Origin of the sequence: Desulfofustis glycolicus DSM 9705 (assembly GCF_900130015.1) — a bacterium.
GTDB classification, from domain to species: domain Bacteria; phylum Desulfobacterota; class Desulfobulbia; order Desulfobulbales; family Desulfocapsaceae; genus Desulfofustis; species Desulfofustis glycolicus.
The window spans coordinates 1-17,716 of record NZ_FQXS01000013.1; the positions used below are offsets into that span (position 1 = coordinate 1).

The 17,716-nt window shown below is 49.1% G+C and carries 13 protein-coding genes; 2 read left to right on the forward strand and 11 right to left on the reverse strand.

Annotated elements, in window-relative coordinates; all coding sequences use genetic code 11:
• Together BUC26_RS11430 and BUC26_RS11435 are read left to right on the forward strand one after the other, a co-directional pair.
• A partial coding sequence (locus BUC26_RS11430; RefSeq protein WP_143165987.1) for a transposase occupies nt 1-328 on the forward strand: 328 nt, incomplete at its 5' end.
• Nucleotides 329-353: 25 nt separating this feature from the next.
• The gene (locus tag BUC26_RS11435) at nt 354-1,241 is read left to right on the forward strand and encodes a sulfotransferase domain-containing protein (RefSeq protein ID WP_084540610.1); all 888 of its coding nucleotides are present in this window, start codon (nt 354-356) and stop codon (nt 1,239-1,241) included.
• 294 nt (nt 1,242-1,535) lie between these two features.
• Here BUC26_RS11435 and BUC26_RS11440 read toward each other — a convergent pair whose 3' ends face one another.
• The 11 genes from BUC26_RS11440 to BUC26_RS11495 all read right to left on the reverse strand — a co-directional run bounded on the left by BUC26_RS11440 (nt 1,536) and on the right by BUC26_RS11495 (nt 17,712).
• A complete protein-coding gene (locus BUC26_RS11440) occupies nt 1,536-2,414 on the reverse strand; it encodes a glycosyltransferase (protein WP_073376142.1) in 879 nt (292 codons plus the stop codon).
• The gene (locus tag BUC26_RS11445) at nt 2,405-3,268 is read right to left on the reverse strand and encodes a sulfotransferase domain-containing protein (protein WP_073376143.1); all 864 of its coding nucleotides are present in this window, start codon (nt 3,266-3,268) and stop codon (nt 2,405-2,407) included. The genes BUC26_RS11440 and BUC26_RS11445 overlap by 10 nt, the downstream gene beginning before the upstream one ends.
• Nucleotides 3,269-3,526: 258 nt before the next feature.
• Nucleotides 3,527-4,198, reverse strand: a complete 672-nt coding sequence (locus tag BUC26_RS24410; protein ID WP_084540611.1) for a DapH/DapD/GlmU-related protein — start codon at nt 4,196-4,198, stop codon at nt 3,527-3,529.
• Between the two features lie 48 nt (nt 4,199-4,246).
• The gene (locus BUC26_RS11455) at nt 4,247-5,623 is read right to left on the reverse strand and encodes a phenylacetate--CoA ligase family protein (protein WP_143165988.1); all 1,377 of its coding nucleotides are present in this window, start codon (nt 5,621-5,623) and stop codon (nt 4,247-4,249) included.
• 398 nt (nt 5,624-6,021) lie between these two features.
• Complete coding sequence (locus tag BUC26_RS11465; RefSeq protein ID WP_073376149.1) at nt 6,022-6,864, reverse strand: methyltransferase; 843 nt, start codon at nt 6,862-6,864, stop codon at nt 6,022-6,024.
• 198 nt (nt 6,865-7,062) lie between these two features.
• Entirely contained in the window at nt 7,063-8,880 is a 1,818-nt protein-coding gene (locus BUC26_RS11470) for an ABC transporter ATP-binding protein (protein ID WP_073376150.1), read from the reverse strand.
• A gap of 28 nt (nt 8,881-8,908) precedes the next feature.
• Entirely contained in the window at nt 8,909-10,051 is a 1,143-nt protein-coding gene (locus BUC26_RS11475; protein WP_084540612.1) for a glycosyltransferase family 4 protein, read from the reverse strand.
• 903 nt (nt 10,052-10,954) lie between these two features.
• Nucleotides 10,955-12,091, reverse strand: coding sequence for a glycosyltransferase (locus BUC26_RS11480; RefSeq protein WP_143165989.1), 1,137 nt, complete (start codon nt 12,089-12,091; stop codon nt 10,955-10,957).
• 37 nt (nt 12,092-12,128) lie between these two features.
• Entirely contained in the window at nt 12,129-13,073 is a 945-nt protein-coding gene (locus tag BUC26_RS11485; RefSeq protein ID WP_073376156.1) for a glycosyltransferase family 2 protein, read from the reverse strand.
• Nucleotides 13,070-15,079 carry a hypothetical protein gene (locus BUC26_RS11490; protein ID WP_143165990.1) on the reverse strand — a complete coding sequence of 670 codons (2,010 nt, stop codon included), beginning with the start codon at nt 15,077-15,079 and terminating at the stop codon, nt 13,070-13,072. Before BUC26_RS11490 ends, BUC26_RS11485 begins: the two co-directional genes overlap by 4 nt.
• Nucleotides 15,080-15,183: 104 nt before the next feature.
• Nucleotides 15,184-17,712, reverse strand: coding sequence for a glycosyltransferase (locus BUC26_RS11495; RefSeq protein WP_073376160.1), 2,529 nt, complete (start codon nt 17,710-17,712; stop codon nt 15,184-15,186).
• Nucleotides 17,713-17,716: the final 4 nt, after the last annotated feature.

Here is a 17,716-nt window from a genome sequence, read left to right on the forward strand (position 1 = left end):
AGAGCGGTTGCGTTGGGTCCGAAAAGCAGCAACCCCGCAGGCAGCCAAGTGGCGCTTGAGCAATTTTCTACTGTGCATGGCAGAGACCGATTTGACCAGATCACCGGTGTTAAAGCCGATCATCTCCGCAATCGAAACAGTGATCAGGCACCGCCAGGCGATTGAATCACGGTGGCAGTCGGGCCACAGCAATGCTCGCCTGGAAGGCTTGAATAGCATTTTCCAGGCAGCCAAAGCACGGGCCAGAGGGTATCGGAACCCACAGACATTTATCAGCATGATTTACCTGATCGCCTCACCGGTTGGTAATCTGCTCAAATCCACTTGAAACGACGAAGAGCCGATTATTTATCATGAATTTACTAAAAAGGATCAATTGGCGTCAAAAGTGGATGAGAAAACTCACTGAACCGCCGATGGGAAGAGCTTTCAGGTTAGAAGACTTGACCCCTCTACCGGAAGGTTGGAAGGTAGTTCCCCCTTCCTTTATCGGGGTGGGCGTTCCCAAGGCTGGAACCACGTGGTGGTACGACCTGATGATCAGCCACCCGGATATCGTGGACAACCGGTTACGAGTGAAACAAGTCGCTTTCGGCGGGTTCAGTAAAGAACTGATGTATTTTCTACACATGCCCATGCGGGGAATGGCGCAGCAAGAAATCGATACCTATCTGCAGGCATTCGCCGCCCCAGAAGGATCGATTTGCGGGGAATTTTCAACCATGTACTTGAGCTACCCGACGTGTCTTTCTCATATCGCACGAACAACATCGGCGGCCAAGATTATCGTCATATTGCGTAATCCAATTGACCGCACCTTGTCACACATGAATCACCTTGTCAGGAACAGGGGCAAGCTGTTAAGAGTTGCTAAAAATGCAGAAAAACTGTTTTTGACATTCCAGGTAATGACTGAAGCCGCCTTGCACAGTCGTTACGCTCCTGGACTGAAACAACTGCTCAAATACTATCGAAGAGACCAGATACTGGTCCTCCTATATGAAAAAAACAAGACAAGTTATAGGGACGAGATACGAAAGACCTTTGCTTTTCTCGGCGTGGACCCCGATTTTGTGCCGGAGGGCGGAGCCTCTCTAGTGGTTAACAAGAAAGACTATGTTCTGCCGAAATTTGAAAAAGAAGAGCGTCTCCGTCTGGTGGAATATTTCCGAGATGACGTCACAGAAACAATGGATCTTTTTCCTGAATTAGAAATTGCTTATTGGCCTGATTTTCATTAGTTGCTTTACTACGAAACTGGAAAAAGTCCTATGTAATTGGGAAATAAGAGGTGATGAAACCGCTCTTGCACGAGGATAGCAGCAAAGATCGTCACCTGATATCCTGATGCTGATTTGTTGCCATAACATCAAAATAAATGAATACCCACCCAGCGGCCAAGAATGCTCGCGACAAGGTAAGCATGGGAAATCTTAATCGCCTCTTGGTTGACACCTGTTAAAATTCCCCCCAGTCACTAGCAGACGACAGAACTACCTATGTTTCGGTGAAATAGCAAACGGGAGGGCACCCCATCATAAATACCGTGATTTCAACGCTTCAATCAGCGAAGGAGCTGCAAATGTCGCATTCTTGTCGATGCCGGATCCGTTACAGATCATTTCGTTCCACAAGTGGATAGCATAACTTTCAGGGAAAAATTTCTCCACATCACGATACGTGGAATCAAAAATAGCGTCCCAGCACTTGGGATGAATGGGGTAAAATGCTGTATACGGCAAGGCAAGCTGTTGTAATCCGAGAAAATTAATTGCTTTTGTAATACCTCTCGGACCATTCTCGCCTCTTTTGATATTGTTTCTCCTGTTCCTCTGCAAGTACTTCCTTATCCATTTTATTCGCCGTTCCTTTATATCGTCATAGGGGAGCCGGGTATTCGGGGATTCCGCTTGCCGGGCCATAATCCTGAAAAGCTCTTCTCCCGGTTGCCCGCCCAGGACAGCGTTGTTGATCATATAAGTATCCTGCCTGCCGAACACGAGCCGCTGCTGAAAATCGAACGGCTTGAGGCAAATCACATCGGTATCAACCCACATGCCTCCCTCCTGCAAAAGAAGCACATAGCGGAACCAGTTGGCAAATCCGGATACCCCCCCCCCTCTTTTGTGCCGGAAGACCAGTGATTCATCCAGGATCTCCCCGGCATCGCGCAGGCGTACTCCCGAAGGGACATTTTTGACATTCTGGTAGACGAAAAGTTCCACAGTATGGCCACAGGAGAGAAAGGATCGCAGAGACAACTGTTCGAGGACAGACAACTCCTGCCCTATCCAGAGTGTCTTTATGACACAGCGACGAGACCCGCACATACCTTTCCCTTCAGCACTTTCTCCGGCCTTTGGAGATATCGGTTTGTTTGCCACCGTATCGACCAGATTCTCAATCAAGACCATGTTGACAGATCGATTCCGAATTCAGCAGCGAGTTTTTCATTGCTTTCCTTGTAGTCCTCCTTGAGTTCCAGCAAAACCCGATCATCATCTTTAGAATGACGTGCCAGCTGCTCATCATGCGCGAAAAACCGATCGAACATCCCTAAAATAATTGATTTTTTTCTCGGTTTTGTCACATTAAGAATGTTGAATTGAAAGTTTCGATAAAATTCCGGATCTATATTTAAGTATGTCGCCAATTCTCGCATGTGGAGTGCAGGATTGGCGGTAAAGTTTTCCAGGACCAGCACCTTGAAATTTTCACCGAAGCTAGAGGCCCAGGGGCGAAGATACTTTACGTAATGGCTTCGATCTAGCTGCCGGGCGAAGATATAAGCAGCCGTACCTTTTATTCTGCCGCGAAACGCCGTCTCGTCTCTGAGCCTGGCATACTGCACATACTCGGAAAACGAGAGATTTGGATCAATCGTTTCACGTGTATATTTGGCAAATCGAAACGCCGAGTAAACCCTGTCCTCAGGTTTGCGCAGAACAACAATGACGTACGGAAGAGGGGTCTGCTGGGAAAGCGCCCTGAGGGCTGTGTTTTGAAAAATATAGTGGGTACTGGCATCCAGTAGCAGTCGAATAGGTGCGGCTATTCTCTCAGTATCCCAGCACTGGCGATATCCCGGCATCCCCTGGCGCACATAGTTACGCAATCCATCCCTGAAAGGATAGTCCTTGTCCATCAGGTAAGACGGTTCTTTGACCTTGGCGCCGAGAATTTCAGGATGAGCGACTAGCCAGCCGTGCAAACTCGTGGTACCGCACTTCGGGAACCCGGGTATTACCAAATACCGCACTGTGTTCATCGACAGAGCACTTTTGAATAGGTTTGGTATTTGTCAGGCGATGTATCAAGGGCGACTCAAGGGTAAGTCGTCAGGTGTCGGTAGCCCTTGCGTTCTTATAAACGACAGTATCTATTCGCTCTCCGGCAAAGAATCAAGATGTTTCCAATTATATTCTCGTGCCACGACCGTGAATCTTTCCATGAAAAAACTCTTTTGAACGCTTTCACACTGGCTACCAGAGACCGTAGATGTGTAACAGTTGACGGGACACCGCAATCAATGCCGCTGTTTCGCCCCGACACTGTAGCCGTGTGTACCATCCAGCTCATCTGCCATCTTCATGGCATTTTGTGGGGATATCCACTTGCCATGGTATTCAGGATAGGGGTAGTGGGGGTGCGCCTGATCCGCATCCCGGTGCCGTTCCAGGAATTCGTCGATTCGGGAGACTACGTGTACCGGATTCCCGACGGCAACACTGTTGGCCGGCACGTCTCTAGAAACGACAGAGCCGGCTCCGACGATCGAGTTGGGGCCGATACTGACGCCGGGAAGAATAATGGTACCGGCGCCAATAAAGCAATTGTCAAAAATTTTCACTTTCCCGATACGCGTCTTTTTCAGGAAAAGCTCCATTGACGCATCGTGGGTAAGAATATGACACCGCGGCGCAAAGGTTACGTTGTTTCCGATCTCAATGAGAAAAGGCCTGGACGAATCGAGAATAGTTCCGTGAAGTATCTGGACATTATTCCCGATTTTCATTCCATTTCGTTTTAGATTTTCCACGTTCGAATAGTAATGCCCGGGATCATTTAGAAATTTAGCAATTCTGAGTATCTTTCTGAACGGGCCCAGCAGCTGTTTTATCATGGCGCTTTTCTGCTCTCGATGGCTTTTATCAGGAACCAAAACGAATTTGAACCCGGTGATCAGGAACACTGCCATTGCCTGTCAATCAGAGATATCTCCAGACAATGCCAGGACCAAAGGTCCTCAGGCTGAAGCTCTGGTAATCAGTGACTGCGTATAAAAATATTTTCCCGACACACTCTCGGGTATCTCTTCGACAAAAGCGAAATCAACCGAACAATCCGACTCCATGACCAACTTGATCTTGTCCCTGAGCTCAGACAGCCTGTTGGCATACTCTCCGGCGGGATTCGATACCGTATCATCGCACACCAGCTTTACGGTAATCAGGTCGTGACTGTTTTGAATTACCTGAAATTTCTCAATCCATCCGTCATTCAGCACCACTCCCACCAGATGAATAAAATATTCAGGTGGCACCACGCCGCCATCTTTACGGTAAAAGCACTCTGTCACTCGCCCGGAAACCTCTGCCAAGAGAGGCCATGATCGACCGCAGGAGCAGGGTTTACCTGTCCATATGCCCATGTCACCAATGCGATATCTGACGAGCGGCATCGCGTAGTTGAAAAATGGTGTCAAGACGATTTCTCCGAGCTCACCGGGTTGAGCCGTTGTTCCATCCGGCCGGAGAATTTCACAATAGACCAATGGAGCAGTGACATGTAATCCCTGATGCGCTTCGCATTCAAACGCCATCGCCTGGATTTCCCTGCTGCCATAACTGTCAAACACCTTTGTCTGAAACACGGTTTCGATTTCTTTCCGCATCAATGGCGTGAGCGTACCGGCCGCGCTGATGATCGACGTGGGCGAATGCACATTAAGACCCATATCGCTGACATATCGGCAAAATTCGAACAGGCAATGGGCATACCCCTTGATATGGCGTGGTCTGCCACTATTTATGATGTCAACGTATTCCCGCATGCGTTCAGGGGTCATGCGAAATGCGTTCAACCATGTGGTGTTGGTCAGATATCGATTCAAGCGAACCAGAGCCGGCTCCCGTCCGAAAAACAAATCCCGCTCGGATCCCCATAACCGCAACTTTGAATCGCCGAATACAATCGAGCACCACTCATTGTGAATATCCCGCACGGCTTCTATCCACCTGGCTCGTTCCGCATCGTGAATCACTTTCAACGGCTGCCCGGTGGAGCCGCCCGTCGTTTTGAAAAACCATCGCCTGCTGGCAAGGTCGGTGCTTTTCAGCCGGTCGAAATGTTCCCGAATCAACGGCTTATCCAGCAGCGGCAGGTCGCTGAAGCGCTCCAGGCAGACACTGCCGTCACGCACCAGCCCCACCTGGAAAAAAAGATCTTGGTAATACGGACAATAGTCTGCTGCGTAAGCGAGAAGATGCGTCAAGCGCTGCTCCTGAATCTCTTGAATCGATTCAGGAGGAAGCCACTGTTGTCTCCGCAGTTCTGCCGTAAGTAATGAGAGCCCCTTACTTTTCTTATAAAATGCGTGCAATACACGACGGAAAGCAATCATCTTTTTTCCAGATTACATGAGCGCATCCTGGCAGATGCCGTTTATGCCAGAAACAACCCGGAAACAGAACTCTTGTGAGCAAACCGGGCCGTTATGCCTAGCAAGTGCGAAGTGCTCCACGGCCTTTTTCCCCGATCCGTTTTTGCGAAGCCAGTGAGCGAAGCGTAGGGCCGGCAGTTCAACCAGAGGGCTGGCCTTGACCGGCTCCAGTTGAGGAAAGCTCAGCCAGCAAGGCCGGATACCCATTATGAGGAATGACCGTTGAGCAATCAGTTCGATTGGTACGCTGCCTCCTAACGGCAAGCGCCAACGCGTTGTACCATATATTTCCATGTCATATCCTGTTTGTATCGAGAATCCGCCGTGATTTTTTCCGTTACTCTTCAAAGAATTATTGATTACCGATTGAACTGGCTTTGCAGAAAGAGCCAGCCGGTGCAATTCGTTCGATGCTCTGCCAGGAGAATCTTTCTTTCATCAAAGGAAAAAGAAGACAGCTCGGGATATTGGTAGATAATCGCCTTTTTATGATCGGAAATGGGTTCTATGGAGTGGATCTGATGGGTGGATCGGAACAGATCTTTCAAATAGTCTGAGACATTTGGCGCATGTCCGTCATGGACTTCAACGAGCAGATCGTGTTCTTTTAGCGTTGATCTGTTTTTATCGGTGAATAGCTCTTTTTCATAGCCTTCGCAATCGGACATGATTAGAGCTTTTCCTGTAAAGGGGAATTCCGCCAATGTCTCCGCCGTACACATTGCTCCCAAGCGCAACCGGTCTGACACGCGATTGATTTCAGCCATTTTCCGACACATTTCCAAGGCTCTCGGCTCGGTGTCAAAAGCATGCACGATAGTATTTGGATGCCGTGTCAACAGCCCCACTGCGTAATACCCTTCAGCGCACCCCACGTCTATGACTTCTGAATAGTCTGTCTTCAACACCGTTCCGCAGATAATCGGATGCAGTTCGGTCTCGTAGCTTCCCAATAGTTTGGGAAACAAGGCACTCCCGACTGCTTGGGAACTGGGGTACTGTACTCCGGCGAAGGGACCATGCCTGACTGTCAGATCAGGTATGGTCGTCTCAAGAGCACTATTGAGCAGATTTTTCCTGAACTGTTTCCAATGATAATAGTCGACGAAGAGCGAAAATTTTATTACCGAATGATTGAGTACAGCCCAACTGGCCGGGTTCCGGGCTGTTATCTCCGCCAGTTTTTTTACCAGTTTCTTCATAAGCTGCTCTTGAACATGATAGTGTTCCGACGACCGAACATCATTTAAAGAGGTGAGGGAGCACCTTTGCGGGTCTATCCGCAATCCAATGCATTGTCGTGGCGTGACTCCCTAACAGAAGACACCACGGCTTCTCCCCTCTTCTGCCGAACCGGTCTCGCTGGCCACCGCCAGATATCCAGGAAATAATTTTTCACTTCAAGATGTTACACCCTGCGTTTGGTGCATGTTCCTGACGATATCACAGTTTTCCAGCAAATCTGTATAGGTGCCGGAAGATACGATCCTGCCGCGGTCCAGTACGTAGATCACATCACACTCCCTGAGTGTCGAAAGACGGTGGGCGATCATCAAAATGGTCTTTTTCCCCGCCAATTCCTGAATAGCCTCCATAACCTGTTTCTCCGTCAGGTTGTCGAGGGCACTTGTTGCTTCGTCAAATACCAGGACCTGCGGTTCATGATACAGTGAGCGGGCCAGGCCGAGACGCTGTCGCTGGCCTCCGCTGAGTCGAACTCCCCTCTCGCCTACCGTGGAATCGTACCCATCGGGAAGATGGGCGACTATAAAATCGTGGATTTTTGCCGTCTTGGCAGCCTGGATGACCCTGTTGTGGTCAATGGCTGAATCATCAATACCAAGTGCAATATTTTTTTTGACAGAATCGTCAACGAGGAAAATATCTTGTGGCACATAGCCGATGTTTCTCTGCCACTTTCTCATATCATTTCGCTCAACTCGGTGTCCGTCAATTTTCAACCACCCGTCTTCAAGACTCAGTAAACCGAGAATGATATCAATCAACGTCGTTTTCCCAGCACCGGTTGAGCCGATAAATCCGACGGTAGTGTTGACACCGATTGTAAGGCTCACGTCCGAGAAAAGTTTCTCTGTCTGTCCCGTATAACGAAAAGAACCAATGTGCACATTGATCGATTCCTTCAATCTGAGCTTTTCGCAATTGTCTTCATGGGCGATCACCCGAAAGCCGCCCTTCTCTTTCAAGTCACTCATGTCATTGAAAACATTGTCGAGCGCCATTGTCGAAAAACGTATATCGGATATGCCGGCAAAAAGACGTTGCATGGCCGGCATTAATCGATACGCCGCAAACGCATACAGAGACATGGTCGGCAACAGGTAGTCAATTTCCTTTTCGGCAACGAGAAAATAAAGAATAATCAGCATAATGGTCCCTAAGATCAGAACTTCGAAAAGATATTTCGGAATCTGGGACACGATGTTTTTATATGCCTGGCTCTTCGACAATTTCAACGAGTGTCTATCAAAAGCGTCTACAAAAAACTGTTCTCTCCCCAATATTTTCAATGATTTTATACTATTGAATGCCTCTTCAGCAACTTTGAATCTCATTCGGTTTGACTTTGATCGCACCTTTCCGGATTTTTTAAGTTTACGGTAGATGATACCAAACAGAACCCCGTAGGCTCCGCCTAAAACCAGGGTAATCGTTAACGCCAAAAGGGGATCGACATAAAAGATCATCAGAACAACGACGACAGAGAAAACGATGTTTTTCGCTACCGTTAACAACTGAAGAAGAACACCGTTAACAACCATCCTGACTTCTTCTATAATATTTTTCCGTAAATCAGACGTATTCCTCATTAAAAAAAATTCATACGGCAAGTATATGTACTTTTCTAGCATTCTTTTGGAAATAGAATAATTTCTCATCCACGAATAGTGATAAATAAGCCATGTTATCAAAGCATTACTTGCATTAGTCACGATAAGAAGGAGGAACACCCCGCACCCGACGAAAATGATAAAATGATTATGACTGGTGAAATTGAAAAATCGGTAGACTGCCTCGAGGTAACTGTTTTCAGCAATGATTTCGGAATTGGTCACGATCGCGATAAAAGGCATTATGGATCCGATTCCCGCGACCTCGATCAACGACGAGAAGGACAGGAGAAGGAAAAGGACCAGTAATTGTTTTTTTTCTTTCCTGTCAAGGAGTAGCAACACTTTTCTGACAATATCGAACATGATTCTCCCGCTTGAGCCTTAAACCAGGCTAGGCATTGAGTCGCCGGTATAAATCCAGATACTGCTGCGTGATGATCTTGAAAGCGTATTTTTGTCTCACTGCGGCCTGACCGTTTTTCCCCAGACGACCGCGCAGTTCTGCATCATCAATAAGCACGTTGACTTGATCAATGAGATGCCGGGCGTCATCGCGATTGAATAATAAACCGTTCCGGCCATCCTCAATCAGATCGACGGTACCACCGATCGCCGACGCGGCAACCGGCACACCGGAGGCCATCGCCTCCAGCAGAACATTGGGAAAGCCTTCCAGCCGCGAAGGGAAAATGAAGACATCGGCACTGGGCACATAGTTCTCCGGGTTGGTGACCTCGCCGAGAAAATGAATATTCCGCAACGAATCCCGTTTGATGACTTCTTTCATTTCCTGCTCGATCGAGTCTTCCTGATTTTCTCCACTGCCGACAATAAGCAAATGCAGATTGTCTCTTCGTGAAAGTCTTGGCCAGCACCGGAGCAACAGATCCAGTCCTTTGCGCCGGACCAGACGACCGACGAACAGCACCAGCACGTCTGTTTGAGCGAACCCCATTCTACTACGAAAATCAATCCGTTGCTGCGTCTCCATTGCGGTGAAACGGGAACAGTCGACTCCATTGGGTATACGGACGATTTTGGCATGGTCGATCGCCATCTGACGCATTTCCTCTTCGATTTCAGTGCTTATGGCGATAATTGCGTGGATCCGGCGAAAGAAGAACAGGACAACAGGGCGGTACCACGCCCCATCAAGTCGGGCACCATGGCCTGCCGTCGCAATTTTGGCAATACCTTTCTTACGCAGGGCAAGAGCAATAAACGATACAACAGCCCCCATTTTCAAAGCACCATGGGAGTGAATGATATCGAACGAGCCCGCCTTTCTGAAAGAGAACATGGCGAGTCCGGCAATGAAGAGTAGTTCAGAAATCCAGCCTCTCCCCGGGACACCGACCCGTCTGACCGACAGGCCGGCAAGAGACTCCTCTTTGCTAAGGTCTGCGGAAAACCTCCTGGTGACAATACTGATTTCGCATCCAGCTGTACTCAACCTGGTGGCCAATTGCTGGAGCTGATTTTCCGCGCCACCCCAAATCGGCAGATAACGCTCTATAACCATTAATATCTTCATGTTGCTCAGGGCTCTAACATTTTGGGGAACCTTGAAAAACTGCCATCTCGCCCAATATTATCGTTAAAAAATCACTTTGTATTCTCGAAATACCATGTATATACCTTCGGCTCAGAGTTCTCGCACGCCTTGATCCTGAACAAAATTTCTGATCTTCCAAACTCCCCGTTATTCTCACGGATCGTTTTATCAGCTCAGGTTGGCGTCAGCAATGCCGCATCGTAACTACCGTTAAAATCGACCCGGGCAAAGGTACAACCAGGTATCTCTCTGGCCGATACGTGTGGAGGCATCAGATCTTCTTGAACGAAGACCGAAACAGTATCAGTTACCTCCCACCCACGTCACAAAATTGTTGACCTCGGGCATGGTATTCCAATTTTGAAAAAAGCTGCTCCGGGGTGCGTTTGGTCTCGCAGCACAATAGGAACAAAAGGGACCTCGGTGGTTATAAGCATAAATGACGATTCTACCGTTCCCGTCGTACCAGCACCGCATTCTTTCGAGAACCGCCTGAACATCGACTATAGCACCGAGCAGGTAGGATACGGCACTATAGTTGAGAACCTCACTCTCGAGGCCCAACACGCTCCAACACGCGGTCGTCGCACAAATAGAACGTTAGGCAGGTCCTCTGACTCTATCAGCACGTCACCTGTTCAAGAATTCTCACCGCCTGTGACACGACACATCAATATCCCTCCTGCAGCCACCCATGATCTACTCGAGAAAGCCCGTAATGCTCACAATCCGTGACACGTGTGTCCAATGCTCGTCTCAAGGATCGGCAAGAATCAGATAGTATTCGTCTTGCAGCACGTGCTGTCACGATATCTTATCTGTGCCTGAAGCTACCATTTTTCTCCCGGATGAAGCACAATTCCTCGACGCCGCACTATTTTATCAACCGGTACCTGTTGCTCGATGGAGATACTTCATCAACTGTCCGCCAACGGCATATGGCGTAATCATCGTTTTAATGCCCTCGAGGCCTGCAGGATCAAAATCGACGCCTCCGGATCGAACTATCGATCTGATCACTTCCGCCAGGCTCTCCGGCGATCCCGGTTTTATGAGATACACGCCGTGTACACGATTTTCGATCAATTCCCTCATTGCCATTGAATCTCTTGTTATCAATGGTTTTCCGCACGACAGGATCTGAAAAACCTTATTTGGTATGACTCTTCCGGCCTTGCCGGATTGGCCAAAAATACCAAGGCACACATCCACGCGATGGATCCATCGGTGCAGTTCATCGTAAGCAACCCATGGCACCCACTCAATCTTTTCCAGGCGATGGCGAACAATGAGTTCCCGTATCTTTTTTTCCTCCTGTCCGTGTCCGATGAGTATCCAGGAAACTGGTTCCGACCGCAATAACGCTGCTGCCTCCACGATGAATTCTATGCCGTGCAACGGAATGAACTGTCCGTAGAAAAGGACGGAAACGGTGCCTGACGTTCGGCCACCCCACTCGGAACGGTCATCTCCGGGAAACACAGCAGGCTCGGCCCCGACAAAAACGACGCCGGTCTTTTCTTCACGTAGGGAATAGAGCTTTACAAAGTGTCGCGCATGTTCCCGGGTATCGAGAAGAACGATGTCAGCAGCACGGCATGCCAGCCACTCCCACAGGTACAACAATCCGGCAAGAGGGTGAAACTTATGTACCAGTTTCCGATCACAGACGACCGTATCATAAAGGGAAAGAAAAGCGTCCCAAACAATCGGCGTCCTTCTCAGTTTGGCAAATAGCCAAATGACGATGACATCCAGATGGCCCAAATACCCCACCAGAATGACGTCGGGACGAGGCATCCTGCAAAAGGCAACAATCAATTTCGGATAACAAAGCAGCCAGCGAAGCAGAAATGAAAGTTTGCTGCTCAACCGTGAAATCTGACTCTTATCCTCGATACCATCCCAGAGAGGATAATGACATTGTTGTATCTCAACACCGTTTTCACGCAATCCTTTGAGCAAAATTCTCGTTCGCGGTTTTCCGGTATCGTATGTGCCCCAAAAAAGAATTTTCACGATATAGTGCTGAAAGATTGAGTGCCGGCAAAATCGTTTAACGACGTCTTTGCTCCAGTTTTTTCAGACGATATTGAATATCTTCCAATAAACGTCGATTGACCGACAACAGATCGGAGATAAAAGCGACAAGGATCACCTGGAATCCTGCTCCCAGAAGAACCGATGCCAGGATGAGCGATTGAATGTGACCATCGCCATTTCCGGATAATAGGTGGAAGAGAAATCTCAAACCGATCAAGACTCCGAGCATGAACACCACCACCCCGATGCTCATAAAAAAACGAAACGATTTGTAGACAACGAATATCCTGACAATGGTGGCAACCGATTTTCGCAGATAAGAAGGAATACTGCTCATGAGGCGGGACGGGCGCAAATAATCGTTCGTTCCGATCGGAATCGAAATAATCGCCAGATTCTTCTGGCCCGCCTGAATTACCGTCTCAAGTGTATAGGTGTATTCATTGAACACATTCATTCTCATGGCAGCATCGCGGCTCATGGCCCGAAAACCGCTGGTTGTGTCCTTCACTTTCGTATTGCTGACGATGCGGACAATTCTACTGCCAACCTTCTGCAAAACCTTCTTTACCAGGGAGAAATGCTCTATTTCATCTATCGGTCTGCTCCCGACAACGATATCGGCGTGTCCTTCGAGAATCGGCTTGACGAGTTTCGGGATATCCTCCGACTTGTATTGGTTGTCTGCGTCAGTGTTGACAATGACATCCGCCCCCAGTTTAAGACACTGATCCAAACCGGCGATGAACCCCTTTGCCAGCCCTCTGTTTTTTCGGAAGTGAACGAAGTGATCGACCCCATGCTCCCGGGCCACCCGTACCGTATTATCCGTGCAACCATCGTCAATCAAAAGCCATTCTACTGAAGTGAAACCTTCCACATGCCGCGGAAGTCCTTGCAAAACAATAGGCAATGTTTTTTCTTCATTGTAACACGGGATTTGTATAATCAGTTTCATCTGAGCCTCTCCTTTGGATGAGACAAGGTGGACAAGAGAAGCGGCAACGTGAGAACGACAGCAGTGAGGAGAATCGAATAATGATATCGGAAAATTGAACTTCTGCTGGCAAAAAACAACACGGGAGCTGAGTTGAAAACGACGGGTACGATGACGAACCAAATCTTGTACGGGTGTCTCGCGCTAAAGATAAACAACGAAAACATAAGGAAATACAGATAAACAGCCGGACGCCACATCCAAAACAGGTACGGGTCGTCTTTCGATCGTTCGAACAGCGAATATATCCACTCAGTCAGAACGGGCACCTTCGGTGATTCGTGGAGATCGTATTTGTTCCCGGTAATATAACGTATCTTGAACTCGTCCTGACGTGCCACTCCCCAGAGGTTCACGTAATCCACCCGGCGGTAATGCCCGTCAAGGGGCTTGATCCTCCAGAGCAATGAGCTTGAATCAAGCCTGAAAAGGACTACTTCCGTGAGCGTGAACTTCGGTCTGTGCTGCTTTGGTTTTTTCGAAGTGACGGTCGGACCTTTCTTATCCGGCTGAACGTCAGATTGAGAGAAAAAACTGTCCACTTTTTTCAGAACACGTTTTTCCAATTTTTCGACGATATAGTCCAGCGGGTTATCACGCTCTACGTCCAGCCAACCATACACCGGTCCTCGGACAAAAAAATGGCTCCCCAGGGCGATCAGGAGGATGACTGTTAGGTTTTTCCATCGTGTTGGAAAGGCGAATAGTAACGCAACGGGCGTAGCAAATGCTGGAAAAATCCCGTTATGCCGGTAGAGAGAAATGAAAAGAATCACCAGAATCATCAAAGCCGCATTTTTCCGCGACTCCAGCCACTTTCCGGAACTGATCGCAATCTCCAACAACAAAATCGACAGGATCATCATTGCCGCGCTGTAAGGGATATCTTTCCAAATCGTTACGGCCATCAATCCATTTACCGGCAAGAGGGCAAAGAAAATACTCGTCACCCACAAGACCGGACGCGTTACCCCGGCCCTCGCCAGTCTTGAGAGCGCCCAGCCGAACGAACATGCCAGTACGATGACCTGAAACACTGCTCCTGCTGCCGGTGACAGCCAAAACCGCGTGACCGCCCAGATATTCAAGGTGTGGAATACCGGATGCCAGTCCTTGAATTTAAGCCTGAGCAGCTGGCCCCATTGGTCGAGCGAGTCGGGGCTCATCGATGCCGGCCAGAACGCAAGTAGATAGACGGTGAAGACGAGCAAGCCTGGCACAGAATAGATGAGCCAGGAAAATCGCCGCCCACCACTCATGGGTTGTTTCACCGGGACGGGTCTGGCAATCAGGTAAGCGGATAGGCCATAAAGCCAGGCAGTCAGGAGAACTACATAGCCAAGCCAGACAAACAGGCGATGCTCCTCCGGCAACGCAACAGGTATCACAACAGTGAGAAAACATGAGGCGAGAAGAGCCCCCACCTGCAAACGACGTTTTATCGTTCCGTTTTTAAAATACTCATAGCGATGACTTCTCAGCACTGATAACAGGAGAAATGCGGTTATCAGGGCGACGCCAAGCACACATAAAAGAACCCCCGCATACCCTTTCCGGAAGAGCGGGATCGTCTTTACCGACAAGATCAGTTGCGGATCATTGCCAGTACTGCCGATCAGCAGGCCCTCTCCAGACGGTTTTTTTTCCAGGTATGCACCAGATTTCTCCTCGAGATGCCGTTGCAAGGCATCGCCGGTATCAAGAAGGAGCACCGGCTTTCCAGCAATGCGATATTCGAGTGATCGGAGCGAGTAGTGCGACGATCGGTCAAAGGGATCGATTCGCAACGAATCATAGCGTGCGTATGAGGGCAGCGTGAACCGGTAGACATTCTTGTTCGGAAAAATCCCTGCCCGAACACTCCGCTCAAGCGAGTAGGACTGATCGCTGTTTTTCCAAAATATCTGTATTACTTCAATATGTTCCGACTCTACTACGAGGAGAAGATCTGTCTTTTGCTGCAGCATATAGCCATGCCCGATCGCGAGACACGCAAGGGTAATCAGTGCGACGAGAAGTCCGCGAGAACCCGTTCGGGATGTGCAGATATCTTTTATTCTTTCCATCACAATTAACGAGTCACACGGCAAAGGGCTCGCCATATCCGCCTCAACGGCTTTTGGGTTGACCGCCAGGCCTGGTAACTGCTGCTTATTTTTTCCATGTCGAGATCCGATGCCTCGTCGTGATACATAGTGACCGAGAGGACCAGGGGCACCTCTCGAGGCAGTTCCGGCAACAGTATCTGCGGATCAGGGCCGTTCGCTTTGATCACGAAGAAATGAGGGTGATCCTGCAACTCAGCGGTACCGGAAACGAGACATTCGGCATAGTTGTTTTTGGCGTCAGCACAAAAAAGCGTTTTCCCGGTTCGCTTGTCTGTCAATCTGATTTCGCGACACAGGACGATTCCGGCCTTGTTGCAGGGATCAATTCGATACATGCCTTCCTGGCCAGCAAACGGGAGGTTGATCCTCAGCCTCAGCCATCTTCGGGTATCGTAATCAACATACACTGAATTGTGTTCCCAGTATCCTCCTCCGATACGTGAATAAACCTGACACCTGGCCCGGGATACCCTCTGTACCTCACCAAACCGATCCGGCCCGTTCACCAGACTGACAATCTGCTGACCAGCATGCTCTGCTTGTATTTCCGCTTCTTTCCAAAGCCTGGCCAGCAGTATTGCCATGTGTGCGGCATACGGTCCGATAGCCTTCTCGTGCTTGATCATCATGTATTGGATCAAGTCGGCACGCTGCCGATTGGCGGTACTGTAGACCATCGAATCAAAATGCCGGCGGTAAAAAAACAATTCCTCCGGCAACACATCGCCTTCCACGCCAAACTCGTCGAGTGTTAGAAGAAAATCCCAGTCTTCATACGAGGTCATTACCTCGTCGTACCACACATCACCGGAAAACAATTCTTTGCGGTACAGATTGCAGCATTTCCCGTGGGTATTGATATACGGCATCAATTCCGGCACGAAGCCAAGTGGGATATAGGTGTTCTGTAACTCCTCAAAGTTTTTCGCATGACAGCTGACATACCCGAGTTCCGGGTTATTCAGCAATGTTTCAACACCTTTCCTGATATAGGTGGCTTCTATCAAATCATCGGCATCAAGAGGCACGATGAAATCTCCCGATGCAGCCCTGATCCCGGCATTCCGCGCCGAGCTCAGCCCGCCATTCGGCTTATCGACTTTCACAACAGCTTTATCGAGGCTATGGAATACATGCCGTGCTGGGTCGCTTGTCGATCCGTCATTGACTACCACGATTTCTATATTGGGATAGTCAGATGCCCGTACCGAGTGGATCGCTTCCTGAAGATAGTGTGGTTGATTGAAATAGGGGATGACAACCGATACCCGCGGTGCTTCTTCGTCGATATTTTTCCAGACTCGATGATTCGGTGAATACGTATAGTTCGACTCAATCTGCGTTGCCGTTTTTTCCGGATCGCAGATCTGCAGACTCCTTTGCCGTGCCTGCCGTGAGAGCTCAGCCAAGAGTTCAGGTTGCTGATAAACGGCCAGAATCTTTTCCGCGATGTCATGGGGGTCGAGCGGGTCAATGATGTACCCGCTTCTCCCGTGCTCAACCATCTCGCTCATGCCGCCTTCCCTGGAAACCAGGACGACACAGCCATACGACATTGCCTCCAGACAAACGTTGGCCCAGTTCTCCCAACGGGACGGGTACACACAGATACAAGAGTCGAGAAACAAAGCAGGAATCTCCCGATAAGGAACCGATCCGGCAAAGACGATGCGATCACGGAGGTCATCGGGAATCAAACGTTGACAGATATCCGTATAACTCGAACCGAACAGAGCTGGGCTGCGATCAGCCCCCCAGATTTCAAAGCGAAATCGCGGCTCACGTCGAATTACCGTGGTGGCAGCACGGATAAATGTGTCGATCCCTTTTCTCACCTGCACCGAACCGATCAGACGGACGGTGAAAATCTGCTTGTCGGTAAACGTTCGATCTCGTCCCGTATCGGGCAGTTCCATCGGGTAGGGGCACTTCCTGATATCTTTTCTGCCGACCCGACGCGCAAAATACTCTCCGAGAGACAAGGATGGGGATGTCACTACGTCGGCGTTTCTGACGCAATAATCCTCCATGTAGTAATCGCAGAGACTGTCCACATGAAGGCGGCGATCCTCATTGATCCGGTAAAGAAGTGAGCTGGGCGTGTGCAGCTTGACAAAAAGCTTGGTGTCCGGAAATTTTCCCAAAAGTCGTTTGGCTCGAATCGTGGCAAAACCCTCGGCACCGAATTCAGCGAACTCGGCGACATCAACCCGTTCACCTGCCGTCAGCTCCTGAAGTGTATCGTAGACCCGGTAGGTGTACTCATGGTGAGGGGAGATGAAATCACCGGTACGGGAATTTCTCGTTTTACACGGTGGGACAAGGATGATGCCAGAAGGCAGCACATCTTTGTTTTTATTTTCAAAGCAGTCAGATATCAAATAAACCCGGTGCCCTCGACCGGACATTGCCAAACAAACGTTATAAATGTACGTGCCGATACCCCCTCCGGTAATCGGGCCGAACTCACGGCATATATAGGCTATATTCATAATA